Source organism: Rickettsiales bacterium, assembly GCA_029252805.1.
Classification (GTDB): domain Bacteria; phylum Pseudomonadota; class Alphaproteobacteria; order Rickettsiales; family JALZUV01; genus JALZUV01.
The window spans coordinates 1-25556 of record JAQXAR010000043.1; the positions used below are offsets into that span (position 1 = coordinate 1).

The 25556-nt window shown below is 48.1% G+C and carries 28 protein-coding genes and 2 tRNA genes; 16 read left to right on the top strand and 14 right to left on the bottom strand.

Annotated features, from left to right (window positions below):
• Positions 1-106, top strand: a 106-nt coding sequence (locus P8P30_08660; protein MDG1287616.1) for an IS1595 family transposase, incomplete at its 5' end; no start/stop codon positions are given.
• 285 nt (positions 107-391) lie between these two features.
• Here the strand turns inward: P8P30_08660 and recF are convergent.
• The 6 genes from recF to mutM all read right to left on the bottom strand — a co-directional run bounded on the left by recF (position 392) and on the right by mutM (position 5995).
• Positions 392-1552, bottom strand: coding sequence for a DNA replication/repair protein RecF (gene recF, locus P8P30_08665; protein ID MDG1287617.1), 1161 nt, complete (start codon positions 1550-1552; stop codon positions 392-394).
• A complete protein-coding gene (gene dnaN, locus P8P30_08670; GenBank protein ID MDG1287618.1) occupies positions 1549-2718 on the bottom strand; it encodes a DNA polymerase III subunit beta in 1170 nt (389 codons plus the stop codon). Before dnaN ends, recF begins: the two co-directional genes overlap by 4 nt.
• A gap of 118 nt (positions 2719-2836) precedes the next feature.
• On the bottom strand, positions 2837-4249 hold the full coding sequence (gene dnaA / locus P8P30_08675; GenBank protein MDG1287619.1) for a chromosomal replication initiator protein DnaA: 1413 nt from the start codon (positions 4247-4249) through the stop codon (positions 2837-2839).
• The gene (locus tag P8P30_08680) at positions 4246-4683 is read right to left on the bottom strand and encodes a rhodanese-like domain-containing protein (GenBank protein MDG1287620.1); all 438 of its coding nucleotides are present in this window, start codon (positions 4681-4683) and stop codon (positions 4246-4248) included. The genes dnaA and P8P30_08680 overlap by 4 nt, the downstream gene beginning before the upstream one ends.
• Before the next feature lie 70 nt (positions 4684-4753).
• Entirely contained in the window at positions 4754-5026 is a 273-nt protein-coding gene (gene rpsT, locus P8P30_08685; GenBank protein ID MDG1287621.1) for a 30S ribosomal protein S20, read from the bottom strand.
• 141 nt (positions 5027-5167) lie between these two features.
• Complete coding sequence (gene mutM / locus P8P30_08690) at positions 5168-5995, bottom strand: bifunctional DNA-formamidopyrimidine glycosylase/DNA-(apurinic or apyrimidinic site) lyase (protein ID MDG1287622.1); 828 nt, start codon at positions 5993-5995, stop codon at positions 5168-5170.
• Between the two features lie 56 nt (positions 5996-6051).
• On the opposite strand from mutM, the gene ubiE reads away from it, so the two are divergent.
• The 9 genes from ubiE to P8P30_08735 are packed head-to-tail and all read left to right on the top strand — an operon-like array spanning position 6052 to position 13223.
• The gene (gene ubiE, locus P8P30_08695) at positions 6052-6825 is read left to right on the top strand and encodes a bifunctional demethylmenaquinone methyltransferase/2-methoxy-6-polyprenyl-1,4-benzoquinol methylase UbiE (GenBank protein ID MDG1287623.1); all 774 of its coding nucleotides are present in this window, start codon (positions 6052-6054) and stop codon (positions 6823-6825) included.
• A complete protein-coding gene (gene ubiB, locus P8P30_08700) occupies positions 6825-8360 on the top strand; it encodes a 2-polyprenylphenol 6-hydroxylase (GenBank protein MDG1287624.1) in 1536 nt (511 codons plus the stop codon). Before ubiE ends, ubiB begins: the two co-directional genes overlap by 1 nt.
• Positions 8361-8402: 42 nt before the next feature.
• Positions 8403-9605: a bifunctional phosphopantothenoylcysteine decarboxylase/phosphopantothenate--cysteine ligase CoaBC gene (gene coaBC, locus P8P30_08705; GenBank protein ID MDG1287625.1), complete on the top strand. Its 1203-nt coding sequence runs from the start codon at positions 8403-8405 to the stop codon at positions 9603-9605.
• Positions 9605-10069 (top strand): dUTP diphosphatase, encoded by a 465-nt coding sequence (gene dut, locus P8P30_08710; GenBank protein ID MDG1287626.1) that lies wholly within the window; start codon positions 9605-9607, stop codon positions 10067-10069. The genes coaBC and dut overlap by 1 nt, the downstream gene beginning before the upstream one ends.
• Positions 10063-10476 (top strand): Rrf2 family transcriptional regulator, encoded by a 414-nt coding sequence (locus tag P8P30_08715; protein ID MDG1287627.1) that lies wholly within the window; start codon positions 10063-10065, stop codon positions 10474-10476. The genes dut and P8P30_08715 overlap by 7 nt, the downstream gene beginning before the upstream one ends.
• Before the next feature lie 15 nt (positions 10477-10491).
• Positions 10492-11466 (top strand): cysteine synthase A, encoded by a 975-nt coding sequence (gene cysK / locus P8P30_08720; GenBank protein ID MDG1287628.1) that lies wholly within the window; start codon positions 10492-10494, stop codon positions 11464-11466.
• Between the two features lie 47 nt (positions 11467-11513).
• Positions 11514-12482: a hypothetical protein gene (locus tag P8P30_08725; GenBank protein ID MDG1287629.1), complete on the top strand. Its 969-nt coding sequence runs from the start codon at positions 11514-11516 to the stop codon at positions 12480-12482.
• Between the two features lies 1 nt (position 12483).
• On the top strand, positions 12484-12756 hold the full coding sequence (locus P8P30_08730) for a hypothetical protein (GenBank protein MDG1287630.1): 273 nt from the start codon (positions 12484-12486) through the stop codon (positions 12754-12756).
• A 5-nt stretch (positions 12757-12761) separates the two neighbouring features.
• Positions 12762-13223 (top strand): SH3 domain-containing protein, encoded by a 462-nt coding sequence (locus tag P8P30_08735; protein MDG1287631.1) that lies wholly within the window; start codon positions 12762-12764, stop codon positions 13221-13223.
• A gap of 74 nt (positions 13224-13297) precedes the next feature.
• On the opposite strand, the gene P8P30_08740 is transcribed toward P8P30_08735, so the two are convergent.
• From P8P30_08740 to P8P30_08755, 4 genes are read right to left on the bottom strand one after another with little or no spacing between them, the layout of a single operon-like run.
• Positions 13298-14713, bottom strand: a complete 1416-nt coding sequence (locus P8P30_08740) for a nitronate monooxygenase (protein MDG1287632.1) — start codon at positions 14711-14713, stop codon at positions 13298-13300.
• Positions 14714-14748: 35 nt separating this feature from the next.
• Positions 14749-17496 carry a DNA polymerase I gene (gene polA, locus P8P30_08745; protein MDG1287633.1) on the bottom strand — a complete coding sequence of 916 codons (2748 nt, stop codon included), beginning with the start codon at positions 17494-17496 and terminating at the stop codon, positions 14749-14751.
• A gap of 46 nt (positions 17497-17542) precedes the next feature.
• Positions 17543-17668, bottom strand: a complete 126-nt coding sequence (locus tag P8P30_08750; protein ID MDG1287634.1) for a hypothetical protein — start codon at positions 17666-17668, stop codon at positions 17543-17545.
• Positions 17669-17677: 9 nt separating this feature from the next.
• A complete protein-coding gene (locus P8P30_08755; GenBank protein ID MDG1287635.1) occupies positions 17678-17845 on the bottom strand; it encodes a hypothetical protein in 168 nt (55 codons plus the stop codon).
• Between the two features lie 75 nt (positions 17846-17920).
• On the opposite strand from P8P30_08755, the gene P8P30_08760 reads away from it, so the two are divergent.
• The 3 genes from P8P30_08760 to P8P30_08770 all read left to right on the top strand — a co-directional run bounded on the left by P8P30_08760 (position 17921) and on the right by P8P30_08770 (position 20170).
• Positions 17921-18568, top strand: coding sequence for a dienelactone hydrolase family protein (locus P8P30_08760; GenBank protein MDG1287636.1), 648 nt, complete (start codon positions 17921-17923; stop codon positions 18566-18568).
• A gap of 1 nt (position 18569) precedes the next feature.
• The gene (gene hemB / locus P8P30_08765; protein MDG1287637.1) at positions 18570-19616 is read left to right on the top strand and encodes a porphobilinogen synthase; all 1047 of its coding nucleotides are present in this window, start codon (positions 18570-18572) and stop codon (positions 19614-19616) included.
• A gap of 86 nt (positions 19617-19702) precedes the next feature.
• The gene (locus P8P30_08770; protein ID MDG1287638.1) at positions 19703-20170 is read left to right on the top strand and encodes a hypothetical protein; all 468 of its coding nucleotides are present in this window, start codon (positions 19703-19705) and stop codon (positions 20168-20170) included.
• 104 nt (positions 20171-20274) lie between these two features.
• On the opposite strand, the gene glnA is transcribed toward P8P30_08770, so the two are convergent.
• Together glnA and P8P30_08780 are read right to left on the bottom strand one after the other, a co-directional pair.
• Positions 20275-21678, bottom strand: a complete 1404-nt coding sequence (gene glnA, locus P8P30_08775; GenBank protein ID MDG1287639.1) for a type I glutamate--ammonia ligase — start codon at positions 21676-21678, stop codon at positions 20275-20277.
• Between the two features lie 65 nt (positions 21679-21743).
• The gene (locus P8P30_08780; protein ID MDG1287640.1) at positions 21744-22082 is read right to left on the bottom strand and encodes a P-II family nitrogen regulator; all 339 of its coding nucleotides are present in this window, start codon (positions 22080-22082) and stop codon (positions 21744-21746) included.
• Positions 22083-22269: 187 nt separating this feature from the next.
• Here P8P30_08780 and P8P30_08785 point away from each other — a divergent pair.
• A tRNA-His gene (locus P8P30_08785) sits at positions 22270-22346 on the top strand.
• A 285-nt stretch (positions 22347-22631) separates the two neighbouring features.
• On the opposite strand, the gene P8P30_08790 is transcribed toward P8P30_08785, so the two are convergent.
• Positions 22632-23339 carry a peptidoglycan-binding domain-containing protein gene (locus P8P30_08790; protein ID MDG1287641.1) on the bottom strand — a complete coding sequence of 236 codons (708 nt, stop codon included), beginning with the start codon at positions 23337-23339 and terminating at the stop codon, positions 22632-22634.
• A gap of 136 nt (positions 23340-23475) precedes the next feature.
• Between P8P30_08790 and P8P30_08795 the strand changes: the two genes are divergently transcribed.
• Both P8P30_08795 and P8P30_08800 read left to right on the top strand, forming a co-directional pair.
• Positions 23476-24252 carry a cyclic nucleotide-binding domain-containing protein gene (locus tag P8P30_08795; GenBank protein MDG1287642.1) on the top strand — a complete coding sequence of 259 codons (777 nt, stop codon included), beginning with the start codon at positions 23476-23478 and terminating at the stop codon, positions 24250-24252.
• 80 nt (positions 24253-24332) lie between these two features.
• Positions 24333-24409: transfer RNA gene (locus tag P8P30_08800), tRNA-Met, on the top strand.
• 108 nt (positions 24410-24517) lie between these two features.
• Here the strand turns inward: P8P30_08800 and P8P30_08805 are convergent.
• Positions 24518-25459 (bottom strand): Abi family protein, encoded by a 942-nt coding sequence (locus P8P30_08805; protein MDG1287643.1) that lies wholly within the window; start codon positions 25457-25459, stop codon positions 24518-24520.
• Positions 25460-25556: the final 97 nt, after the last annotated feature.

Sequence of the window (25556 nt, forward strand, 5' to 3'; positions counted from 1 at the left end):
AGAGCATTTTAATCTGTTCTTGAAAGAATGTGAGTGGAGGTTTAATATGGGCACACCAAGTGACTTACTGGCAGACCTGAAAAAGTTGCTCAAAGAATATTATTAGGTGTCAGCCCCAATATTAATTATTCATTAAATGGCGCACTGAGTTCGCTGACTCACTTTAAGGGCTTCTTTATCATCTGGACGAGTTTTGTTTCTGCTAGGAGGTAATGTGGTCGTGCACATTAATCTAGGGTCTTTTACTTTTTATTTCTGAGGCAATTATTAATGCCCCAACTATAATCGCAATTGACGTATATCCGATAGAGTCAGCGATATCAGAAGAAACAAAATATCACTTATAATCTAGTAGCCATAGCGACTGTTAGTTAGACGTCCTGTCCGCCATTTATTTAACGCTGCCAGCTTCGGCAGTATAACTTAGCGCTCCCTCAAACCCCTCGAACATCTTGCTATCGGTTCCGGTCATCCAGCTTTGGCAATTGAGCTCGTTTAGGGTTTCGAAGAGGGCTTTGCGGCGCGATGGATCTAGGTGAGCGACGACTTCATCTAGCAGGAGAATGGGCAGGCGTTGCTGGCGGTATTTCATCGCTTGGACTTGTGCTAGCAGCAGCGACAGCATGAGCGCCTTTTGTTCGCCGGTGGAACAATAGGCTGCCTCTACGCCTTTAGGCTCAAAAATAACTTCAAGTTCTGTTTTATGCGCGCCATGGCTCGCGCGGCCTGTTTTTGCATCTTCATTACGGCTACTTGCCAGCGAAGCCATTAGTTTTTCTTCAATCTCAATGGCAGGAAAGAGCGCCTCCTGCAGCGCGGTTTCCGCAAAGCCTTTTAAGGATAGCTTGGCTTTCGGGAAAGCCTCATGCAACTCGTCAATGGCGTAAGAGAGCGCCTCTAACATTTCCAAGCGAGTCGCAGCAATTGCCAGCGAAGTTTCAGCCATTTTGCGTTCAAGCGAGCTGAGCCATGTTTGGTCCCCCCTGCCTGAACTTAGAAGCTTTGCTCGCTCCCTGCGCAAATAATCATATTTGGCAATGTGAGTGCTGTGGTCTGGCAAAAACACACTGCAAAGGCGGTCATAATAATGGCGACGTTCAGAGTTTCCTTGGGTGAACAAACCATCCATTTGCGGCGTTTGCCAGAGTACGGCGAAATGCTGGGAGAGTTCGGCCTGGCCTTTTAGCGGTTCGCCATCAATGCGCATGATGCGCTTATCTTCACGAGAGGGCTGTTGGCCGGTACCGAACCTAACCCTGCCTTGGGCCGTTTCAACATCAGCGGCAACGCCCCACCCTATTTGTTGAGTCACCGGTTGATGTTGTAGCTGCACGAGCTTGGCATAGCGCAACCCGCGCCCTGGCATTAACAGAGAAATCGCTTCAAGCAGGTTTGTTTTCCCAGCACCGTTAGCGCCGGTTAAAATAACCGACTTTCCCGCACTCTCCAAGGAGAGCGAGCCGTAATTGCGAAAATAGGTGAGCGTTAGGGAATGAACGCAAAGCCTTGCTTCTCGCGAGAGCGAGGCGCTAGCAGTTGCGTCTAAACTCACACGCGCATCGGCATGATAACGTAAACTGCACCAACATCGCCTGGGTCACGCACAAGTGCTGGAGCCGTTGATTCAGCGAGCACGAACTGTACCGTCTCACCCTCGATTTGCGCAAGCATATCAAGAAGGTAGCGTGAATTGAAACCCGTTTCGATTTCATCAGCTGAGTATGTCACTTCTAGGTCTTCCGATGCCGTGCCTTGCTCTGGGCTGTTGGCTGCAAGCTTCACATTGCCTTGAGAGATATGCAGTTTGATACCACGAGATTTTTCTGTTGCGATAACAGATACACGGTCAACTGCGCTGGCCAATGCTTTGCAATTCACTTCCATGATCTTATCGTTACCAGAAGGAATCACACGAGTGTAATCAGGGAAAGTTCCATCGATCAGTTTAGAAATGAGAACGGTATCGCCAGCACGGAAACGAATTTTCGTTTCGGAAAGCGAAATCTCAATCGAACCATCAGTTTCTTCGGTAAGCTTACGAAGTTCACCAATCGTTTTACGCGGAATGATAATACCTGGCATGCCAGAAGCACCGTCTGGAACCGAAGTCTCCAGGCGTGCTAGGCGGTGACCATCTGTCGCCACGGTACGAAGCACTTTATTGCCATTTTCTTCCGTCGTATGCATGTAAACACCATTGAGATAATAGCGTGTCTCTTCCGTTGAAACGGCGAAACGTGTTTTTTCAATCAAGTTATGCAATTCAGCAGCAGGAAGCGAAAAGTGATGCGTTAGATCGCCTTCATCCATCACGGGAAAGTCTGTGACAGGAAGCGTTGAAAGTGAGAAACGTGAGGAGCCACATTTGATCGTCAGTTTCGCATCATCTGCCTTTTTATCCAACGTGATTGTCTTGCTCTCAGGCAACTTACGAATGATATCAAAGAAAGTATGCGCCGGAACCGTTGTCGCGCCTTCTGTCGAGAGTGTAGCGGCGGCTTTATCTTCAACGGAGATATCCATATCGGTTGAAGTCAGCTTTAGGCCGGATTCAGCCGCTTCTAAACGGATATTAGAAAGAATGGGAATCGTTCCGCGGCGCTCAACAACGGATTGCGTATAATTCAATGATTTCAGTAAATCAGCGCGCTTAATTTCAACTTTCAAGCTGGCGGATACTTCCACAGGGGTGGTTTGCAGTTCTTCAGCAGCGGACATATTTAAGACTCCCTAACAATAGAATATTTTTTTATTAATTACTGAAAAATATAGGGAGCGTGCGCCTTTGGTGCAATAGTTAAAGTAAGTTATCCACAGGATAATGGAGAAATATCGCCTAACTTTGCAACATGCGGGTCAGTAATTCCACATCTTCCTCGATCGAACTGTCACTATTGCATAACTCGTCGATACGTTTAACCGCATGCATAACCGTCGTATGATCACGGCCACCAAATTTACGACCAATCTCAGGCAAGCTGCGTGAGGTTAGTTTTTTCGCAAGATACATCGCCACTTGGCGCGGACGAGCCACCACACGAGAACGTCGCGCAGACTGCATATCCGTCATCTTAATATTATAATGCTGCGTCACTTTCTTTTGAATATCTTCAATCGTGATGCGGCGGTCATTGGCACGTAGTAAGTCTGACAGGACCTCTTGTGTGCTTTCCAAAGTAATCGCACGCCCCACCAAAGTTGAGTGCGCCACTACGCGATTTAATGCACCTTCAAGCTCACGCACATTCGATGTAATCTTATGGGCTAAAAATTCGATGACTTTACTCGGCACTTGCACGTTAGGCATTTGCTCCAATTTCGACTGTAAAATACCTAGACGTAATTCGTAAGTAGTCGTGTGAACATCAGCGACTAAGCCCCAGCCAAGGCGAGAACGGATACGCTCTTCAAGCCCTTCGATATCAACAGGCGAACGGTCACTGCTTATGACAAGTTGCTTATTCTGATCAACGAGTGAGTTGAAGGTGTGGAAAAACTCTTCTTGCGTGCTTTCTTTGCCGGCGATGAATTGGATATCATCAACCATCAAGATATCAACAGAGCGGAACATTTCTTTAAAGGCAAACGCCTCTTTGTTACGCAGCGCACGGATAAACTGATACATGAACTTTTCAGCGGAAAGATAAATCACACGACGTTCAGGATTGGTCTGACGAATATGCCAAGCAATCGCATGCATAAGATGTGTTTTACCAAGACCTACCCCACCATAAACGAAGAGTGGATTACAGCCCGTAAGCACTTGCTCACCATCAGCAACCCTACGAGCCGCAGCATAAGCCAACTCGTTAGATTTACCGATGACGAAATTATCGAAAGTGAAGCGTGGATCTAACGGAGAAGAGATAGACAGTAATGCATCCTCTTCTTGCGCTTTGACGACCGCTGCTTTTGCCGTCTTTTTCGTTTCCGCTTCCGCAGGTGAAATCGATGAACGATCTACCAAGACGGTAAATTTCTTTAATCCTGGAAGTTCTTCTGTCCAAAGGCGCTGAAGCTCATCTACATAGTGAGACTGCACCCACTCACGCATAAAGCGTGTTGGAACCGCAAGAGTAATAACCGTTTGTGATGTTTCATGCAGCTGCAAGGGAGCCAACCAACTACGATACGTCGTCTCGCCAAGGTCTTTACGCAGACGATCACGAATACGCTGCCAAGCATCTTCAAACTCGGCCGCAAAGCCAGCGGTGCTAAGGTTTTGTTTTTGATCGCGTGGAGTATTCATGAAGCGACTCCCCAAGCAAGATTGCAAGCTTTCCAGCCCTGCTCGCCTTCCATTCCACCGATAATGTTAAAGCTGTTACCGAAACCATGTGCCGCTGCCGTTTGTGTCGCTTCATAGGAGCGTCCGCCTAGCTTGCACATGAATAGTAATGTCATATCCGGTGTTGCTTTCGCTTTGAGTTGGTCAATGAAATGCGGGTTCGCTGCATAATCTGGAGCTAACCGCCATGAGATAACTATAGATTCCCCACCTATCGAAGTAATATCTGGCTGACCATAGTCTGGCAATTCTTGCTCTGTACGTACGTCAACCAGTAGCGCCTTTTTATTTTGAAGCATTTCCCATGCCTGAGTAGGAGTAATTTCCCTAACCGCGGCGCTCTGAGAATCCGTAGATTCTGTAGGCGTGCGACTTCCCTCAGCATGTTGCATCATAGTAAAAGACTCCCTGTGCCGGCTTGTGCCGATCTTAAAGTTAATTTATTCGAATGTCTTAAAGCAGTAGTTAGGCGGCTTGTTTGAAGGCCTTAACGCGTGCGCTTAGACGGCTGGTCTTACGGGATGCTGTACCCGCTTTGACCACACCTTTTGTTACGCCGCGAGCGATTTCGCGTTGTGCATCACGTAAGGCTGAGTCTGCTTGTGCGACGTCTTTTGCTTCAATTGCAGTATCGATGCGCTTAATAAAAGTGCGGATACGGCTGCGACGTGCTTTGTTCAATACTTCACGTACCAAAGTTTGGCGGATACGCTTCTTTGCTGATTTATGCTGTGCCATGTTTGTTAACCAATTTCTAACGTTTTTTCAATTTCGATTCATGCAAACTACCTATCTGTGGCATTTGCGTCAAGCGCGTTTAGCGAAGTTTTCCACAAAAATAAAGCGTTATTTTTCGGGGCATTAGTTCGCAAGCCACCGTTATTTTTGACAGTTTTCGCAGAAAAAAGTTGAGCGACCGGCCATAACCTCAACCTCTAGTGGTGACGAACAGACCGAACATGGCTCTTTAGCATGTCCATACACTTTAAAGGCGTGCTGGAAATATCCGGCCTCGCCATCGCTACCTAGAAAGTCGCGTAAGGTAGAGCCACCAGAGGCAATGGCCGCCTCTAGAACTTCCTTAATCGACTGTATTAGAATGGTTATTTCTTTTCTTGTTAAGCTGTTTGCTGCGCGCTTCGGATGGATGAAAGACATGAATAATGCCTCGCTCGCATAGATGTTTCCAATGCCTGCTATCAAGGCCTGGTCTAGTAAAACAGGTTTAATGTGGCCTTTTCGTTTGGCTAATTTGGTTTGGAGGTAATCGACGGTGAATTTAGCCTCATCGAACGGATCGGAGCCCATACGATTTAATCTTGGATGTTCTAATAAAGCTGCAGTTTGGCATAATAAAAGGAAGCCAAACCGGCGCGGATCGTTGAAAATAGCCACTTCTGCGCTATCCATATGCAAGATCACATGGTCATGCTTGCGTAATTCATCCGGCATGTGCGGCTCGACACGGAAGGTGCCCGACATGCCAAGATGGCCGATAATGCTCTGCTTATTGGGCAAGTCTAACACGAGATACTTACCTACTCGGCGGAAGCTCTCCAGCTTTTGCCCCTCCAGCACCTCCTCGAACTTCCCTGGAACCTCCCAGCGCAAATCACGACGACGCACCTCAACATTCTCAATCGTTTTCCCATTAAGATAAGAGTGCAATCCACGGCGCGTCGTTTCGACTTCAGGTAATTCAGGCATAAAAGCCTTATAGAGCCACTTTCTTTTTCCTGCAAACTCCCTATGCTACGTGCGCTATGGTGAAAACGGCTCCAAAAGATACGACCCATTTTGGGTTTGAAGAGGTTCCGATTGAGGAAAAACAATCGCGTGTGCGCGGGGTGTTTGACTCGGTTGCCTCACAATATGATATCATGAATGATGTGATGAGCGGCGGATTGCACCGCTTGTGGAAGAATCATTTTGTCAGCCAACTACCTTTACGCGAAGGATTGCATCTGCTGGATTTAGCGGGCGGCACGGGTGATATCAGCTTCCGTTACTTAGAGCGCGCGGATAAGCAAAACCTAAAAGTGCACACTACTATTAGTGATATCAACGCTTCCATGCTTGCGGAAGGCGAAAAACGCGCTCTTAACTTAAATATGCATCGCTTAGGCGAGATTGATTTTCTCGAAGCCAATGCGGAGAAGCTTCCGCTACCTGATAATAGTGTTGACGCGGTGACGATTGCGTTCGGTATCCGCAACGTGACACATATAGATGTAGCGCTCAAAGACATTCACCGCGTTCTCAAGCCGGGCAGTCCGTTCTTTTGCCTTGAGTTCTCTCCGGTCGAAACGCCGATACTCAAAGAACTTTATGACGCCTATTCGTTCAACTTCATCCCCCAATTTGGTAAAATGATTGCTGGCGATAAAGACTCCTACCAATATCTCGTGGAGAGTATCCGTCAATTCCCATCCGCAGAAAGCTTCGCGGATAAAATAAGCAAGGCCGGCTTCAGCCGCAGCTCATTTGAACGTATGACCGGCGGCGTCGTCGCTATTCATCGAGGTTGGAAAATTTAATGTTACGTCACCTCCGCAATAGCTTCCGATTACTGCGTGTGGGCTGGGTATTAGCGCGCAATGATGCGCTTTTTCCGTTGCAAGAAACACGCTTTGCGCCGGCGACTACCCTTTTATGTAAGCTCTTTCGCAAGCGCCGCAATAGCTTACGCCAAGGTGAGCGCCTAGCTGAAGCGCTGCAAAAGCTCGGCCCTAGCTATGTTAAATTAGGGCAGAGCCTGTCGACTCGCTCAGATATTATTGGCGATGAGATTGCTAAAGATCTGGCAGATTTGCGCGATGGACTCCCTCCCTTCCCTATGGCGCAAGTGCGCGGCATTATTGAAGCTGAGTTCGAAAAGCCGCTAGAGGATGTTTACGCAAGCTTTGACGAAACACCGATCGCGGCGGCCTCAATCGCTCAAGTCCATTTCGCCACCACGCACGAAGGCGATGAAGTGGCCGTTAAGGTGATTCGCCCGAATATACGCGCAGACTTCGCACGGGATATTGAGCTGTTTGAATGGATTGCTAGCTTGCTAGATGGACGCGCCGAGCTAGTACGTTTCAAACCTGCCAAGGTCGTCGAAACATTCGCCGAGTCCGTGAAGATGGAGTTAGATTTACGTTTTGAAGGCTCCTCTGCCGCGGAGTTACGCGACAATATGAAGCATGATGCGGAATTTTATGTTCCGAAAGTCTATTGGGCGCAGACCTCGGGCCGCGTACTCACGCTAGAACGCATCAATGGTACGAAGATCTCAGACCTTGAGACGCTTAAAGCCAAAGGGCATGACTTCCAGAAACTTGTGAAAATCGCCGCAGAAGGCTTCTTTAATCAAGTCTTTCGGGATGGCTATTTCCATGCGGACCTTCATCCGGGAAACTTATTTGTGCTGGATGATGGACGCGTCGCGGCAGTTGATTTCGGTATTATGGGGCGCGTCAACTGGCAGGAACGCATTTATATTGCGCAAATCCTCAAAGGATTCTTGGAGGGCGATTATCATAAAGTCGCCCGCATGCATTTTGATGCGGGTTATGTACCAGCTCATAAAAATGCCGACCATTTTGCGACTGCCGCCCGCGCGATTGGCGAACCTATCCTTGGGCTTCCATTAGACCAAATTTCTGTTGCTAACCTACTGGAGCAACTCTTCCAAGTAGCCGCAGATTTTGAAATGCAAACTCAGCCGCAGCTCCTACTACTACAAAAAACCATGATGGTGGCGGAAGGGGTTGGCCGAATGCTCGTGCCGAACGTGAATATGTGGAAGCTAGCCGAGCCGCTCGTGATGGAGTGGGTAGCCCTCAATTTCGGCCCGAAAGCGCAAATTAAAAATATTACAGAACATGTTGGTAATATAGCCGAGCGCCTACCCGCTGCGATTAAACATGCCGAGAACCTACTGCAAAAGGTTGATAGTGGTGGCTTAAAGCTGCACCCTGATACGGTTAAAGCGTTATTGGCCGAACGACGCCATAGCCATAACCAATGGTTACTGCTCGCATGGGCTGGGTTAATCGGCTTTGGTTTGCTGTTATATAGCAATTAGCCATTGAAAATTTGTTGATTTTACGTATTGTACAAATCAATTATGGCAATTAACTCAATACTCTTGATCATCTCTGGCAGCGTGGCGGCTTATAAGTCGCTGGAACTTATTCGTCTTTTTCGCAAAAGTGGAGTCACTGTCGATGCTATTCTCACCAAGGGCGGCCAAGAGTTTATTACCCCGCTCGCCGTTTCTTCGCTTAGCGGCAATGAGACTTATACCGATCTCTTCAGCTTAAAAGATGAAGTGGAAATGGGGCATATCCAGCTATCACGCAAAGCCGATGCTATTTTAGTGGCTCCCGCCAGTGCTGATATTATCGCCAAAATGGCAACTGGCCAATGCAACGATCTCGCGACCACCACGCTACTGGCCACCGATAAACCGGTTTATATTGCGCCCGCCATGAACCATCGTATGTGGGAAAATGCCGCGACTCAGCGCAATATCGTGCAGCTCCAAGCCGATGGTATTACGCTGATCGAACCCACGGCAGGCGAAATGGCTTGCGGCGAGCATGGTATGGGTCGTTTCGCAGAGCTTGAGACGATTTTATCGGCAGCCACAGGCGGCAAGACGCAATCGCTCGCGCTACGTAACAAGAAAGTGCTAGTGACAGCCGGCCCCACGCATGAGCCGATTGACCCGGTTCGCTACTTGGGTAACCGTTCATCCGGCAAGCAAGGTATCGCTATTGCGGAAGCTTTAGCCGCACAAGGGGCCGAGGTGCACCTCGTGCTTGGTCCTACGCATGAGAAACCCTCGCACACTATCACAACCTACCCCGTGCAAACCGCGCAGGAGATGTTTGATCAATGTCAAAACCTCCTCCCCGCTGATATTGCGATTTGCACCGCCGCTGTCGCAGATTGGAAGGTAGAAGGTTCCAATCACAAGATCAAAAAGAAGAGCGGTGAATCACCAAACATCAGCCTTTCTGAAAATCCAGATATCCTCAAATGGCTTTCCCAAGAAGCTACGCAACGTCCAGAGCTGGTGATTGGTTTTGCCGCAGAGACAGAATCACTTGAGGCGAATGCGAACGCCAAGCTCGCTAAAAAGGGCTGTGACTGGCTACTGGCGAATGATGTGTCCGAAGGCAAAGTATTCGGCAAAGATAAAACCCAAATTCTCCTCCTTCCCGAAGACGAGAATTGGCATGGTAGCAAGCGCGAAATCGCGCTCAAGTTAGTCGATAAAATAACGAATCATTTCAATCAAAGCAAAAAGCAGGAGAGCGCCTAATGGTCACTATCCCCGTCAAAACCCTTCCCAATGCGGAAGGTCTAGAACTCCCCCATTACGCCACGGAGCATTCCGCTGGTATGGACTTACTCGCAGCCATTGATACCCCCGTAACGCTTAAGGCAGGTGAAAGCACCATGATCAAAACAGGCCTTTCAATCGCATTACCTGAAGGGTTTGAGGCGCAAGTTCGTCCTCGCTCTGGCTTGGCTTATAAATCAGGCATCACGGTGCTTAATAGCCCTGGCACGATCGATGCGGACTATCGCGGCGAAGTCGGCGTGATCCTCATCAACCACAGCAAAACCGATTTCGTAATTGAGCGAGGCATGCGTGTCGCACAAATGGTGATCGCCGCTTACGCTCGTGCCGAGTGGCAGCAAGTAGAGTCACTCGATGAAACCGCACGCGGTGAAGGCGGCTTTGGTTCAACCGGAACAGAAGGTAAAGTGGCCGCATGCTAACACTCGATAAAAAGACCCTTCATGCGATGGAGGCCATGCTCACCATTGCCGGCCATACCGGAACTCAGCCTATCAGCGGAAAAGAAATCGCTGCCGAACATGAGCTTCCCCCACGTTATTTGGAGCAAATGCTACAACGCCTTGTTCGTGCAGAACTTTTGCGCGGAGTCCGAGGCCCTCGCGGAGGCTATGTGCTGGCGCGTGAAAAACGCCGCATCTCGCTTGCTGACATTCTCCATGCAACACAGGCCGATAATGATGAGGATGAAGACTCACGTTACGATGCTCTCAGCAACCTCCTCAGTGAAATTGGCGACGACATTACCGAAAAATTAGCCTCTGTAACGTTACAGGAACTTGCACCTAATAAAGCATCAGATAAGAAAACGGCAGATTTTGCCATCTAACCTTTAGGATAAATTATGACCATCACCACAAAACTCGACAAACCTGGCCGTGGCCGCGTTTACAATAACATTCTCGAAACTTTGGGTAATACCCCTCTCGTGCGTCTCGACCGTCTCGCAAAGCAAGCCGGCGCAAAGGCAGAGGTTTTGGCGAAGCTTGAATTCTTCAATCCGCTTTCCAGCATCAAAGATCGTATCGCCCTTTCGATGGTTGAGGCCGCTGAAGCTTCAGGAGAGCTCACCCCAGATACAATTTTGGTGGAGCCCACTTCTGGTAATACCGGTATCGCCCTCGCCTTCGTTTGCGCGGCGAAAGGTTACAAGCTAATCCTTACCATGCCGGAAAGCATGTCGGTTGAACGCCGCAAAATGCTAAAAATTCTTGGCGCTGATTTGGTACTGACCGAAGCCTCTAAAGGCATGCGCGGTTCAATTGAACGTGCGGAAGAGATTGTTGCGGAAAACCCAAAAGCAAAAATCCTTCAACAGTTTCAGAATCCTGCCAATCCAGCCATTCACCGCATCACTACAGCGGAAGAAATTTGGGCCGATACGGATGGCAAGCTTGATATCTTCATGACAGGCGTTGGAACCGGTGGCTCCCTCACCGGAACCGGCAGCGCGCTTAAAGAAAAAGATGCCAATATCCAAGTCATGGCGATCGAACCGGAAGACTCCCCTATCCTTTCCGGCGGCCAACCAGGGCCTCACAAAATTCAAGGTATCGGCGCAGGCTTTATTCCTGATGTTTTAGACACGGGTTTAATTGATGAAGTGATTACCATCGGCAATGAAACCGCTTTCCGCACCGCACGCGAAATGGCATCGCTTGAAGGGATTCCAGTGGGCATTTCATCCGGCGCGACCATTGCCGCAGCCTTAGAAGTGGCCGCACGTGATGACATGGAAGGCAAACGTATCGTCGTGATTGTTGCATCAACAGCAGAGCGCTACATCAGTACCGACCTCTTCGCCGGTCTGGAAGCTTAAATACCCATTAAGTATTTCTTAAGGCCCGTCACTTATACTGTTAAGTGATGGGCTTTAAGAAAGAAATCAAAGAACAGTTTTCTTCTCAATCCTCAATGGAGCTAATTTGCACGCTTCGTGAGGTGGGTGATCGTCTATACGCCTCTCGCCGTACAGATGATAAAATTGAAAATGCCGTCAAAGATTTTAATCAGAGCGCCTCTGATTATCAACTGACGTTAAAACGAAGCAATAATTCTCCCAAAAAGATTCAACCGTTTCATTTGCGAGTCGCCACTGGAGTGAACGAAGAAGGTGAGACTTCTCTACAAACAGCCTTTAGTCGCGAAACAGTTGGCATTAAGGTAAAAGATGGCAATCCATATAAAATAAAGTTTGATGCCTCCGCTAATTATAAAGACGGTGACCCTAATTGGGCTATTTGCGGATCGATCCGCAATAATGATGGATCGCTAAAAAAAGCAGTCGTCTATATGCCGGTATTAGGCGAGTTTTATTTTGCTGACAAAAAAGCGGCTTATCGCATTCGTTTGCCGCGCTTTGAGGGTGAAAAGACGGAGATTAAACAAATCAAAATTCCACCATTACGCACAAAATTTGGCGCTGAATATACGTCAATGCACACGCAAGAACGTGCTATCTTTAAGGCTCTTTTTAGCACTTTAGTTAGGGAGAATGTTGGTGGCTCACTTCATGAAATAGGGATGGATGAAGTGCCATCTATTTGGACAGGCCTTGGCATTCGCTCTCATGCTGTTACAGGAAACCTCACTAAGAGTAGCGGAGAGTTAGGCGCCTTTATCGCAGAAAAAGCAGGGGCAACTGTGATACGAGCCCCTATCATCACTGACTCCAAGGGGCGTGATATCCTCTTTGTTATGCACCCCAAGATAGCTAACAAAGTAATTGAGAAATTTGTGGCTGCGGTTAAGCTTGCTAAAGGTGATTTTGTGACAGAAAATACACATTTCTTGGTTGAACCAAGCGCACTACATGAAGAGAAAGGCCGAAATTAATATGCAAGTACCTTCTCATGTTTCTAGGTTACATAGCACTGGCAATATCTGCCTGCTCTCTTCGAGCATCCCCGATTCTATTACGATGTATTTCTATGTGAAATTGAATCCACATAAGCAGAAGCAACTCTTCGCTGATATGGACACACTCGAATGGATAAAATTAACCGATTATGGTGAGATCTTAGAGTCAGGTATTGGCAAAACACCCAGTAACGATTCTATTGTAAAGATGCTTCATGAGCATGATTTCGCAACCCCAAAACTAGATTAAATCTGATGCGTTACTTCTTGGTAGTTCTTTTATTTGTCTTTCCGGCTTTCGCACAGCCAGTAAGTGAGACCGGCTTACCTTTGCCCCGATTTGTTTCGCTCAAAGGCGATGAAGCCTACATGCGCAACGGGCCCGGCAAGCGTTACCCTGTGAAGTGGAATTATACACGCAAAGGGTTGCCGGTTAAGATTATCAATGAATATCAGCATTGGCGTAAAGTAGAAGACCATGAAGGCGTTAAAGGCTGGATGCATAAGTCCGTACTATCAGGCCGTCGTACCGCCATACTCCGCCATGATGCCATCATCATGCGCGATAAGCCCAACGAAGCCGCAGATGGCATCGCCAAGCTAATGAAAGAGGTGATTGTCGAAGTAGATCATTGTCGTCAAGACTGGTGCGAAGTAGCGGTCGGACGCAAAGATGGCTGGCTGCCCGTTAGCTTGCTATGGGGCGGCAAGCTTTAAATTTGTTTTTTTATCCTAAGGAGTGTGACGAGGAAGGATCTAAAGATTTCTTCGCTTCCGCTCAGAATGACATGTCAGCGGCCTTCGGCGATACGAGCGACTAGCTCTGCGACGGTTGGAATAGTCCCACCTTCATAGAAAGGATCATCGGCAAATTTATAAGCATTGTGGCCACTGAACATAAGTTCATTATCCACATCGCCTTCGCCATGCGCGATATTTTGCAATGTCTTTTGGATACAGAAACTGCGTGGATCGGCTTTCTTACCTGTCGTATAATCATCATGGTCTTTCCAATTAGAGAAACGACAATGTGACAAGCACCCCATGCAATCGATTTGATCTTGCGTGATTTCTTGACCTTTTTCAGGCGCGACAAAAATTAAGGTATCGTCTGGTGTTTTCATGGCCATCGTAAAGCCAGCCTCTTCCCAGCGTTTAATCTTCCCCATATCTTCGGGCGAGACAAAATGCGGGCGCTTACGTGGACCAAAACCATAAGGTTCTGCAAAGTAGCCTTCTTGCTCTGTACGATACTCCACCTGACGTTCTGAACGCCCGCGAAGTTCGCCAATAAAGTCATTATTCACACCGGAAGAATAAAAACCCGTTGGGCTAAAGCGGTTTAAGAACACATCGCCTTTACGAAGCTGCATGAGCCGCTTCTTCCAGTTTAAGGGAACAGGGCTTTCTTGTGTCAATAATGGGCGCGTTCCGAATTGGAATGCAACAGGGCCAATCTCAGGATTATCTAACCAGTGCTCCCAATCTTTCAGATGCCATACGCCACCTGCCATCAGAATCGGAACTTCGTTCAATCCCACGAGATTCATGAATTCACGAAGTTCTTTAACACGCGGATACGGATCTTCCGGTCTGTCTGGGTGCTCGCTGTTAGATAAGCCATTATGACCACCGGCCAACCACGGATCTTCGTAAACAACGCTCCCAAGCCACTCGACATTTTTGCTATATGAACGCTTCCATAAAGCACGGAAAGCACGCATTGATGAAACAATCGGATGATAGTGGATGCCATAATCAGCGGCAATTTCGCTCAGCTTATAAGGCATGCCCGCGCCGCAGGTGACTCCGTGTACAATGCCTTTCGTCTCTTCGAGAACGCCGGTGAGAATTTCTTCTGCAGCACCCATTTCCCAAAGCACGTTAATATGGATACGGCCCTTGCCGTTTGAAATTTCATGCGCACGCTTTGCTTGCTCAATGCCACCTGCAATACTGAGCGCCACAAGCTCTTCATGGCGGCCACGACGCGTTGTCTCTTTATAAACATAAGGGATGCGGTTACCATCTTCATCGGTCGATACAGGGTTCACGCCCGAAAACGTTCCCACAGCACCGGCCGCTGCGAATGCACCTGCTGAGGCGCCATCACTAGCAGAAATTCCTTTTCCGCCTTCAACAATCGGCAAAACGAGCTTGCCTGAAATCATGACGGGTTTGAATTTATCTTTAAATGAATCACTCATGAAGCTAGCCTTATAAAGAAACCTCCAGCGGAATGCTAGTGGATTTCTCCCCAATCATGTCCGATACCTGCTTCAACGACTAACGGAAGTGAAAGATTCGCCGCATTCTCCATAATTTTCTTTATGTTAGCGGTCTCAGTCTCGGCCACATCTTTTTTGATTTCGAACAATAATTCATCGTGAACCTGTAAGAGCGGGCGTACGGTTTCACTATCTTTATAAGTGCGATAAACAGCGATCATGGCCCGCTTGATAATATCTGCCGCTGTGCCTTGCAGCGGCGCATTAATCGCCTGACGTTCAGCAAAGGCGCGCACCATGTAGTTCTTATCGGCAATGCCTTTAATATGTACCTTACGGCCATAAAGCGTGGTGATGTAGCCATTCTCTTGCGCTTCCAGTTTCTTCGCCTCCATATAGGTGCGGATTCCCGGATAATGCTCGAAATAAGCTTCGATAAATTTCGCCGCTGCGGAACGATCAATCCCTAAACGAACCGCCAGACCATGCGCCGAGATGCCGTAGATAATCCCGAAATTAATCGTCTTGGCTTGACGGCGATATTCCGGTGTCATGTCTTCTAACGCGACCCCAAACATTTGTGATGCGGTTGCGGCGTGAATGTCTTGCCCTTTTTTAAAGGCAGTCTTTAGCACTTCAATATCGGCCATTTCAGCCAGCAAGCGCAGCTCAATTTGCGAATAATCGGCAGCAATGAGATTATACCCTTCTGCTGCGATAAAGGCTTTGCGGATACGCTTTCCTTCTTCGGTGCGAATGGGAATATTTTGCAAGTTTGGATCGGTTGAGCTTAAACGCCCTGTCGCGGCAACGGTTTGCTGCAACGTAGTATGTACGCGGCCATCCGGATCGATTTGGGCCACAAGCGCATCGGTATAGGTGCTGCGCAACTTCTCATACATGCGCCACTGCACTACCTTTTCGGCAATGATTTGCCCCTGAGCGGCGAGCTCTTCGAGGATCTCTACGCCGGTACCATATTGACCGCTCTTCTTGCTTTTCTTGCCGCCAGGAAGACCGAGTGAATCGAATAGCACCTCGCCCAGCTGCTTGGGCGAACCAATCAGGAACTCTTGCCCAGCGAGCGCATGAATCTCTTTTTCAAGTGACGCAATATGCGTTTTGAATTCAGTCGAAAGATTTTGCAAATAGGTCTTATCAACCAGCACGCCCTTCTCTTCCATATCAACCAAAATCGGCAGTAATGGACGTTCTAGCTTTTCATAAACAGTGAGGAGCTTTTGCTGCGCGAGTTGCGGTTTGTAAAGTTGCCACAGCCGCATGGCATAATCTGCACGTTCGGCCAGTAATGGCATCACGGCTTCCGCTTCAGCTTGCGGCCAACTTACTTTGCTTTTGCCTTTACCTAGCACGACGCCATCCGCAACAATTGCCTTATCAAACTCCTGCACCACGAGCTTATCAAAATCATGCACATTTAAGCCGGCAGATAACACATAGGAAATAAGGGTCACATCTTCGGTGGGAGTGATTTCACCCAGCACCCGCATATCACGCTTAAGCTTGTGGCCAATTTTGAGGATAGACGGATTAACAAGTAATGCCTTCAACGCCTCAGGCAGCGTATTAACTTCTGTATCTTCTGCTATTGAGGCGTCCACTGCAGCGAATAGATCAAGCTCTATCGGAGCCTCCGCTTTGGCAGGCTTAGAGAAAGGGAAATAAACGGCTTTCCCAGATTCTACGCATAGGCCAATACCAGATTCTTCAACCGATACCGCAATGCGCCCAACCGCTTCGGCCTTGGCAATCACTTGCGCAAGAAAGGCTTCATCAATCAATGAATAATGCCCCTCAATAGCGCCGAGATCATTGCCCAGCTCTGATGCTTGCGCTTCTGACGCGACAGCATCTGAGGCAGCCTGCCCTAGCCGCTCCTCAAGTTTTTTAAAGCCCATCTCTTGTAGAAACGTGCGAAGCTGCTCTTCTTCTTGTGGCTTTTCGATACAATCAGCGATTGGCATCGGCAGCTCGCAATCATCTTTCAACGTCACAAGCGTATAAGAAAGCCGCGCATCATCAGCATATTCGATCAGCGATTCTTTGCGTTTCTTTTGCGGCACTTCTTCTTCGGCACGGCTAAGCAGGCTCTCTAGATCGCCAAAATGCTGGATGAGCTGCGCTGCAGTTTTGGGGCCAATGCCCGGCACACCAGGTACATTATCGGAGCTATCGCCCATTAGCGCCAGTACGTCCTTCACCTTATACGGCGCGACACCAAACTTCTCTTCGACCTGAGCCTCGTTGATGACACGACTTTTCATCGCATCGAACATGTGGATACCGGCTTTATCATCAACCAACTGCATCAAATCTTTATCAGACGAAACAACGATAACCTCATCAATGCCCTGCTCTTTTGCAACCTTCGTATAGGTAGCGATCAGATCATCCGCTTCCACACCCGCTAGCTGAATGGCTGGCAGGTTGAGCGCTGCTGTCGCCTCACGCACTAACGCAAATTGAGGCCGTAAATCCTCCGGCGCTTCATCGCGGTTGGCTTTATATTGATCGTAAATTTCGTTTCGGAAAGTATACCGCCCTGCATCGAAAATGACCGCAATATAATCCTCAAACTCATTGTTTTGCGCATCACGCAGCAGCTTTTGAATCATATTCACAAAGCCGTAAACCGCCCCCACCGGCACCCCTTGCGGGTTGGTAAGATTAGGCATAGCATAATAAGCGCGAAAGATAAAACCGGAGCCATCAATCAGCGTAAGTCGTTTGGGTTGGGACATAAGCTCTGATGTAGAGCCTTATGGAGAAAGGGTAAAGATTAAAGGTTCATTCTTTAGCCCATCCTGACGATACTTCTTCTGCTTTAACTCTGTCCGTACCTTTCTCTGTCCAAGACATTGCATGGCGTATATCGGATTTGTCAGGATCAGAACCACCTGCATCTATTTTCATTACTGTGCTCTACCAACCCATTTTATCCTGAGCCTCCTTTATCTCCTGTATCTGTTTTGTATAATCAACAAACGGAGTATATCTAAGCGTAAAATCCGCAACCTCCCTTGGAGTCATTTCTTTCGCAGCAGCCTTTAATTCATCTGCACTTCGCGGGTCTTCTATACTTACGGTCATATTGTATCCTAACTTTCTCTAATCATATCACCCAATTGTTGCAAAATGATGAAGATAGCCGTAACACTCTTTCCCATGACAGATTTAAACACTTATACTTACCCTGCCCCTTCTGGTGAAACAAAACGCCTTGTAATGTTCGCGCATGGTCTGGGGGCAGATGGGCAAGATCTCATTGGCCTCGCCGATGAAATGGTCGATAAATTACCTGATACCACCTTCGTCTCGCCCGATGCGCCCTTCCCTTGCGATATGGCGCCTTATGGCCGCCAGTGGTTCTCTCTGCAAAGCCGCGAGGAAGCCGACCTAGAACGTGAAATAAAAATCGCGGAACCTCTCCTCAATGCTTACATTGATGCGGTGTTGAAAGAACATAACCTGACTATTAATAAGCTCGCGATTGTTGGCTTTTCGCAAGGTACAATGACGTCGCTTTATACCGCATTACGCCGCGAAGATGCAGTCGCTTGCATCGTTGGCTTCTCAGGCGCGATGGTAGCTGCCGCTAAATTGCCGCGTGAAGTAAAAGCAAAACCACCCATATGCCTTATCCACGGCGATGCTGACCCTATCGTACCCTTCCAAGCGATGGAAATTGCCGAACGCGCGCTTATAGCAGCGGATATCTCAGTTGAAACACATGCTCGCCCGGGACTGCCGCACGGAATTGACCCAGAAGGGGTGGACATTGCAGTAAAATTCCTGCAAAAATACCTCATCTGATATGAGCAATCAAAAATACAATCGCCGCCAAGGCCAGTTCCCCGAAGTTCGTATGCGTCGCAACCGCCAACATGCATGGACACGCGCACTCGTCGCAGAAAGCCACCTAACGGTGCATGATCTCGTTTGGCCTGTCTTTGTTCAAGAAGGTGAAAAAACACGGACACCGGTAGAATCTATGCCCGGCGTGGTGCGCTCAACAATTGACGAACTAATCCCCCAAATTCGCGAAGCACGTGAGCTTGGCATTCCTGCCATCGCGCTCTTTGCGGTCGTTCCACAAGAACTTAAGACAGATGATGCAGCTGAGAGTTACAACCCCGAGAACCTGATGTGCCGCGCTATCAGAGCCATTAAAGCGGAAGTCCCCAATATAGGGATCATCGCTGATGTCGCGCTCGACCCCTATACCAGCCATGGCCAAGATGGGCTCGTAATGGAAGATAAAGTGGATAATGATTCCACGCTCGAAATTCTGGCCAAACAAGCGGTCGTTCAAGCGCAAGCCGGTGCTGATATTATCGCCCCTTCCGATATGATGGATGGCCGCGTAGGCACCCTTCGTGCCGCGCTGGATGCAGCCGGTTTTGAGCAAGTCAGCATTATGTCTTATGGCGCAAAATATGCCTCAAGCTGCTATGGCCCATTCCGCGATGCGGTTGGCTCCACCGAGAATCTCGGCAAAGCCAATAAGCGTGACTATCAAATGGACCCTGCTAACGGCGATGAAGCGTTAAAAGAAGTCTCGCTCGACATTTCCGAAGGTGCAGACATGATTATGGTGAAGCCCGGCCTGCCCTATTTAGATGTAGTTCGCCGTGTGCATGAGAGTTTTTCCGTTCCGCTTTTCACCTATCAGGTGAGCGGCGAATATGCGATGGTCAAAGCCGCTGGTGAAAAGGGCTGGATTAACGAGCAAGCCGTGATGATGGAGCAGCTGATGGCGTTTAAGCGCGCCGGAGCCACAGGTATCTTCACCTATGCCGCCGTCGAAATTGCCCGCACCTTGATGCAGCATAGCCTCGGTCACTGCCGAATCTGGGAATAGATAAGCCATTTCAGTAACTTAAAATTGACTTATCCACAGCTCCCCAGTTACCTTCCCTTTGAAACAAACATCAAAGGAACATTCCCATGGCTAAAAAAGAAGAAACTTGCAATATAAAACCCTGCCTCTTAAAGGGAATTTTACTGCCAACTGTTGCCGTATTCATCCTGATCTCAGCCTATCAATATCTCTTCCACGGCATCTTAATGAAGCCGCATTATGAGGCAACCTCTGCCCTATGGCGTAGTGCGGAAGAGATGGCGCTGCATCTTGATTTCTCTTATTTGATGACGGCGCTCATCTCGCTTGTCTTGGTGATGCTTTATTGCTGCCATACGAAAACCAAAGAGTGCGGCGGCAAATGCTCAGTCACCGGCATTAAGTTTGGTATCAGTGTCGGTCTGCTGCTCGGTCTGTGGGATATGCAATCTTACGCTTGGTTACCCCTTGAGACGATGACAATTCCAGTGGCTTGGTTATTCGGCACCGTAGTCATGGGTTTATTTGTTGGCCTCTTACTCAGCTGGCTCAAAAGCTGCTTATGCAAATCATAGCACACTCAACCACCCTATAAACAAAAACCCCGGAGAGACCACTCTTTCCGGGGTTTTCTTTTGTTCGCCATTACCCGCTTTATGCGAGCAATGGCGATTGAGTCTTAAACGGAGTAATACATATCAAATTCAATTGGCGATGGCGTATGTTCGAGCGCATACACTTCTTCCATTTTCAATTCGATATAAGAATCAATTTGATCATCGCTGAATACGTCACCACGTTTTAGGAATTCACGGTCTGCATTAAGCGCTTCTAATGCTTCACGTAACGAACCTGCAACGGTTGGGATATCCTTTAACTCTTCCGCCGGAAGGTCATAGAGGTTCTTATCCATTGCATCACCGGGGTGAATTTTGTTTTCGATACCGTCAAGGCCCGCCATCAATAATGCACTAAAGCAAAAATACGGGTTCGCTGTTGGATCAGGGAAACGCGTTTCAATACGTTTCGCTTTCGCACTCGCCACGTAAGGAATACGGATCGAAGCTGAACGGTTGCGTGAACTATACGCCAATAGCACTGGAGCCTCAAAGCCCGGGATTAAACGCTTGTAACTGTTAGTCGAAGCATTTGTGAAGGCATTAAGCGCTTTTGCATGTTTGATGATACCACCAATGTAGTGCAAGCACATTTCGGAAAGATCGGCATAGCCATTACCTGCAAAAAGCGGCTTATCATCTTGCCAAATAGATTGGTGAACATGCATACCAGAACCGTTATCGCCTGCGATGGGCTTAGGCATGAAAGTCGCCGTTTTGCCGTAAGAATGCGCCACATTGTGAACCACATATTTATACTTCTGCACGTTATCAGCACATTTAACTAGCGTATCGAACTTGGTGCCTAATTCGCACTGTCCCGGCGCCACTTCATGGTGATGCAAGATAGATTCGATCCCCACCATGTTAAGCACCGAGAGCATCTCTGCACGCATATCTTGCAACGAATCAACCGGCGCTACCGGGAAGTAACCGCCTTTTGTGCCGGGACGGTGCCCCATGTTCCCCATGTCGTAAGACGTGCCGCTATTACTTGGCATTTCTTCGGAATCAAGCGCGTAAAAACTGCTACCTGCGGAAAGGTCCCAGCGTGCATCATCAAAAACGAAAAACTCCAATTCAGGACCGAAGAAGGCTTTATCACCCACGCCTGAATTTTTCAAATACGCTTCCGCACGCTCTGCGGTTGAGCGAGGATCACGATCATATTTCTGACCTGTACTTGGCTCGACGATACTACAGAATACAACCACGGTTGTTTGCGCGGTGAATGGGTCCAAAAATGCGCTTTCAGCATCAGGCTGGAGAATCATATCAGACTCATTGATCGTCTTCCAACCGGCGATAGATGAGCCATCAAACATAATGCCCTCATCCAGCAAATCTTGATCCACTTGTGAAGCGATATAACCTGTATGCTGCCACTTTCCTTTTGGATCAGTGAAGCGAAACTCTACAAATTGCGCATCATGTTCTTTAACCAAATCTAATACTTTATTGCCCATTTTTTTCCTCATGGTTTAGTTGAATTTATCAAAAGAAAAGGCGACCAAAAGCCGCCTTGTTTTACTTAGAGCGCGTCATCACCACGCTCACCCGTTCGGATTCGTATCGCATCTTCTACTGCGGTTACGAAGATTTTACCATCCCCAATTTTCTCTGTTTGTGCCGCCGACATGATCGCTTCAATCGTTCGCTCAACTTGGCTATCTTCTACAACAAGTTCTAGTTTCACCTTGGGCAAAAAATCAACCACATATTCAGCACCACGATAAAGCTCCGTATGCCCTTTTTGACGGCCAAAACCCTTGGCCTCAGTCACAGTCATCCCCTGCAGTCCGGCTTCTTGCAGCGCTTCTTTGACTTCATCTAATTTAAAAGGCTTAATAATGGCTTCAATTTTTTTCATGGTGCCAGTGCATTTTCCGTAACAGTGTTTAATCAAGAGACTACGGAAACAAGGTATGGCACCCTCTTTTGGCTTGCGCAAGCCTGTTTTCGCACTGCAACATAAGTTTTTCTCTCTCTAATCCGAATACCCCACTTCTCGCGCTTGACCTTAACGAAGATTCTCATTATCAACCGTGACAGTCGTGGCGGGTGTAGCTCAGTTGGTTAGAGCGCTAGTTTGTGGTATTGGAGGTCGCGGGTTCGAAACCCGTCACTCGCCCCACTATTTCTTCAAGAGATTAAGCGATTATCGCCTACCCCAGAGAAATCCCTAGGTGCCAAGAATGAATTGAAGCCATTAACAAGGCTCGAACAAAGGCATTCGAATTACGGTGTTTTAAGGTATGTGTGAGGGTATTATTAGATCGATACTTCTTCTAATGAACTAAAAATGGCAGGTGATTTCACCAACCAGGCACATAGCGGTTCTCATTGCGTAGATTACGGCGCGTGCTCAAACTGGCAGGTAAAGCCAACGGTTCGATTGCAAAGAGAATGTGACTAACGACTATCGACCTTTAACCGGTGCCTCCAGATTGGCAGCTAATATTGGACCATTATTCACAGGCGCCGCTTCAACGAAGCATTGATCTACTTTTTCTTCAAAACAAGCGCCGATATCGTCTTTAAAGTCTTGGCAAGCCGCTTCGATAGACGCAGTAGAGCCTGGCACTGGCGCCAAAAAGACCGTTTGATCTACCCTAGTTGATTCAGGAACCATGAAACTTAGGTTCATAAGCTCAGGGGGGGGTAGCATTGTTGCGTAGGAAGAGGGCTGAGGCTCAGGTTGAGGAGATTGCTGCAACTTATAACCACCATCACGCCAGATTTGATCTTGCTCTTGATTGTAATTGGTAAGCCCCGCGCGAGTCTTGTCGCCCCACACGCCGTCAACGACGAGTGCTTTATCTTCAAATAATTCTTTTTCGTTAAAGAAATTCTGAACGCCTTTAATGGCTGCTGTAGTTGCGGTGCCTAAATTTCCATCTATAAATGCGCTTTTGTTTGCGAGGTATTTTTTGTGACTGTCTGGGGTTGCCTCCAGCACCGCTGCCTTAATTTCAGGATTTTCTTCCATCAGATCCCAAATGCGGTCTTGGATTGTGTGGACATCAACATTATTGTTGGGATCACTTATCATGCCTTTCCCAAACTCTTTGCCTTTATTATCGTACGTTACGCCATAGGTCTTACTAGTATCAAAATTACTTGGCATCTAATTACTCGCTCTCAAGTTTCTGTTCATATAAACTTAGTATGTCTAGGAATTGTGACAGAATGATGAAGAGTCATTAATAATCTTCTCAGCTGCATTTTACCCTTTCTTAAGGTTTCCCCCTTATGGTTGCCCTATGCTAGAAGAACAAACATTCCAACATGGTGAGCTTATCTTTCGCGAAGGTGAAGAGAGCGATTTTGCTTATTTAATCAGCGAAGGTAGCGTCGAGATCTTCAAACGCACTGAACGTGGTACTGTGCTGCTGTCCAACTTAGGCTCTGGCGAGCTGTTTGGAGAGATGGGCTTAATCAGCGACACCCCCCGCTCCGCTTCGGCTGCTGCGGATGGCCCTATCGTTGTTAAGAAAATCTCTCGCGATGCCTTGCATCATTTATTAGGTCAAAGCCCGGCTGAGATTGCTCAAATGCTAAAAGCACTGATGGAACGCTTACGGAGCGGAAATCAAAAAATCTCTCGTCTACTCAATAAACAAAACCAATTCCAACTCGCGACTAGCGCGGCGCATGAGGTGAAACGTATTTCACTTATCCCTCTTTCCAATCAGCTCAAAGAACAGCTTGGAAAAGGAACCGTAATCCAAGCTCCTTACCGTGTAGGGTCTGGGTCTGCTGGCAATGTGGGTATGGGGGAATCCCTCGATATGAATGACCTAGAGATCAAAGGGGCGAATGAGAACATCCTCTCACGCAGTCATTTTTGTGTACAAAAGGGTGCGCAAGGACTCGAAGTGGTGGATCGCGGCAGCCGTACGGGCACGATCGTGAATGATATCCCAATTGGCAGTATGCATGAAAGTGATTCTGCCGTTCTAACCCCAGGCGATAACACCATTATTGCCGGAGATGCCGCCTCCCCCTATCGTTTTTGCATTAACTGGGAAATTGAATAATCTCGAAATTAAGGGCTTGCACAGGCGAGGCTTAACGCTTATAACTCTTCCTCCCTCCTAGAGGGTTTTATATATGGTGACGCGGGGTGGAGCAGCCCGGTAGCTCGTCAGGCTCATAACCTGAAGGTCGTAGGTTCAAATCCTACCCCCGCAACCAATACCACAGCCAGTTACAGGCTTATCGTAAAATCCGTAACATCCACCCAAGTCGCACATAGGTCGCACGCTAGATATCAATTCTTGTGACTTTAGTGGTGGCGTGTTCTTATTTGGATGACTGCCAGAGTGGCCAGTCTTTCCAGTCTTGCGGTATCCCCATCGCTTGTATGGAGGTGTATTCGGACTCTGGGAAAGCATCTATCAACTCCACCAACCGATTACCCCATTGACTGTTGGGGCTAACCTGCCGCATGAAGTACTGGATAGTGCAGAGGACAGGGTAAAGGCGGGTAGCATCTACCTGCTCCTGCTTCAACCGATGGAGTTCTGGCATGGCGGCATTGGGGTAACCGACACGCACAGGCAGCACACGGTTCCACAAGCGGCTATGGTGAGCGCAGATGTTGCGTGCCACATTCATGGAGTGCAGCCAGTTACGCAGAAGCGCATAGCGGTTGATACCATAGGTTTCTGCGATAGGTGCTTTGTACTGGTCTTTGAGTTGGCCGATATATACCGACAGCATACCGAAGTCCCATAGCTCCACGGCCATCCATATCGGCAGATCACCATCATACTTGCCCTTGAAGTGTTGTATGAAGTCCTCACGGGATCCACGATACTTCTTATCATAACTCTGTTTCCATCGGTCATAGCCACTAGAGCGGATGAAGCTGTCGTACAGATATTCGGGTTTCAGGTACGCCCAGCGATCACGCAGACCTAGCTGGGCAGAGACATCTACCCGCAGAGCCACCTCAATACGCTCCAGCGCATCCAGCAGTAGCAAGCGAAGTCGTTTATCAAACACGTAGAGCTCCTTGATATTCTCAAAAGTGACGTTAGGCTTGAAGGTATCTAATACCTTCCATGCACCATCATTGTCTTGCTCGCTCTGGCGGAACACGTAGGAGTACCCACTCAAACGGTAATAACCGATCTTGGCCAGATAATGCTCGGCCTTGCGGCGATCATCAATGATGAGGCCTCGCACCTCCAGCAGGTCAGCCTGTTCGGCTATGGTTTTATATGTTTTGTTATAGCGCATGGGTCATACAAGAAGACCAGCCCGTGGTGAGGCTGGTCATATTAGCTATAGAATATGTTATATTGAGTTATTCTGCGAGACGGAAATATCCGTAAGG

Bases quoted from the DNA above. Each gene is read 5' to 3' on its own strand.
- glnA (MDG1287639.1), bottom strand. From the start codon at position 21,678: ATGGGCAATAAAGTATTAGATTTGGTTAAAGAACATGATGCGCAATTT.
- P8P30_08725 (MDG1287629.1), top strand. From the start codon at position 11,514: ATGGGCTTTAAGAAAGAAATCAAAGAACAGTTTTCTTCTCAATCCTCA.
- P8P30_08780 (MDG1287640.1), bottom strand. From the start codon at position 22,082: ATGAAAAAAATTGAAGCCATTATTAAGCCTTTTAAATTAGATGAAGTC.
- P8P30_08760 (MDG1287636.1), top strand. From the start codon at position 17,921: ATGACAGATTTAAACACTTATACTTACCCTGCCCCTTCTGGTGAAACA.
- ubiB (MDG1287624.1), top strand. From the start codon at position 6,825: ATGTTACGTCACCTCCGCAATAGCTTCCGATTACTGCGTGTGGGCTGG.
- dnaA (MDG1287619.1), bottom strand. From the start codon at position 4,249: ATGAATACTCCACGCGATCAAAAACAAAACCTTAGCACCGCTGGCTTT.
- P8P30_08680 (MDG1287620.1), bottom strand. From the start codon at position 4,683: ATGATGCAACATGCTGAGGGAAGTCGCACGCCTACAGAATCTACGGAT.
- dut (MDG1287626.1), top strand. From the start codon at position 9,605: ATGGTCACTATCCCCGTCAAAACCCTTCCCAATGCGGAAGGTCTAGAA.
- P8P30_08715 (MDG1287627.1), top strand. From the start codon at position 10,063: ATGCTAACACTCGATAAAAAGACCCTTCATGCGATGGAGGCCATGCTC.
- dnaN (MDG1287618.1), bottom strand. From the start codon at position 2,718: ATGTCCGCTGCTGAAGAACTGCAAACCACCCCTGTGGAAGTATCCGCC.
- P8P30_08730 (MDG1287630.1), top strand. From the start codon at position 12,484: ATGCAAGTACCTTCTCATGTTTCTAGGTTACATAGCACTGGCAATATC.
- cysK (MDG1287628.1), top strand. From the start codon at position 10,492: ATGACCATCACCACAAAACTCGACAAACCTGGCCGTGGCCGCGTTTAC.
- ubiE (MDG1287623.1), top strand. From the start codon at position 6,052: ATGGTGAAAACGGCTCCAAAAGATACGACCCATTTTGGGTTTGAAGAG.
- P8P30_08750 (MDG1287634.1), bottom strand. From the start codon at position 17,668: ATGAAAATAGATGCAGGTGGTTCTGATCCTGACAAATCCGATATACGC.
- P8P30_08755 (MDG1287635.1), bottom strand. From the start codon at position 17,845: ATGACCGTAAGTATAGAAGACCCGCGAAGTGCAGATGAATTAAAGGCT.
- P8P30_08735 (MDG1287631.1), top strand. From the start codon at position 12,762: ATGCGTTACTTCTTGGTAGTTCTTTTATTTGTCTTTCCGGCTTTCGCA.
- mutM (MDG1287622.1), bottom strand. From the start codon at position 5,995: ATGCCTGAATTACCTGAAGTCGAAACGACGCGCCGTGGATTGCACTCT.
- P8P30_08770 (MDG1287638.1), top strand. From the start codon at position 19,703: ATGGCTAAAAAAGAAGAAACTTGCAATATAAAACCCTGCCTCTTAAAG.
- P8P30_08790 (MDG1287641.1), bottom strand. From the start codon at position 23,339: ATGCCAAGTAATTTTGATACTAGTAAGACCTATGGCGTAACGTACGAT.
- P8P30_08795 (MDG1287642.1), top strand. From the start codon at position 23,476: ATGCTAGAAGAACAAACATTCCAACATGGTGAGCTTATCTTTCGCGAA.
- polA (MDG1287633.1), bottom strand. From the start codon at position 17,496: ATGTCCCAACCCAAACGACTTACGCTGATTGATGGCTCCGGTTTTATC.
- rpsT (MDG1287621.1), bottom strand. From the start codon at position 5,026: ATGGCACAGCATAAATCAGCAAAGAAGCGTATCCGCCAAACTTTGGTA.
- P8P30_08805 (MDG1287643.1), bottom strand. From the start codon at position 25,459: ATGCGCTATAACAAAACATATAAAACCATAGCCGAACAGGCTGACCTG.
- P8P30_08740 (MDG1287632.1), bottom strand. From the start codon at position 14,713: ATGAGTGATTCATTTAAAGATAAATTCAAACCCGTCATGATTTCAGGC.
- coaBC (MDG1287625.1), top strand. From the start codon at position 8,403: ATGGCAATTAACTCAATACTCTTGATCATCTCTGGCAGCGTGGCGGCT.
- hemB (MDG1287637.1), top strand. From the start codon at position 18,570: ATGAGCAATCAAAAATACAATCGCCGCCAAGGCCAGTTCCCCGAAGTT.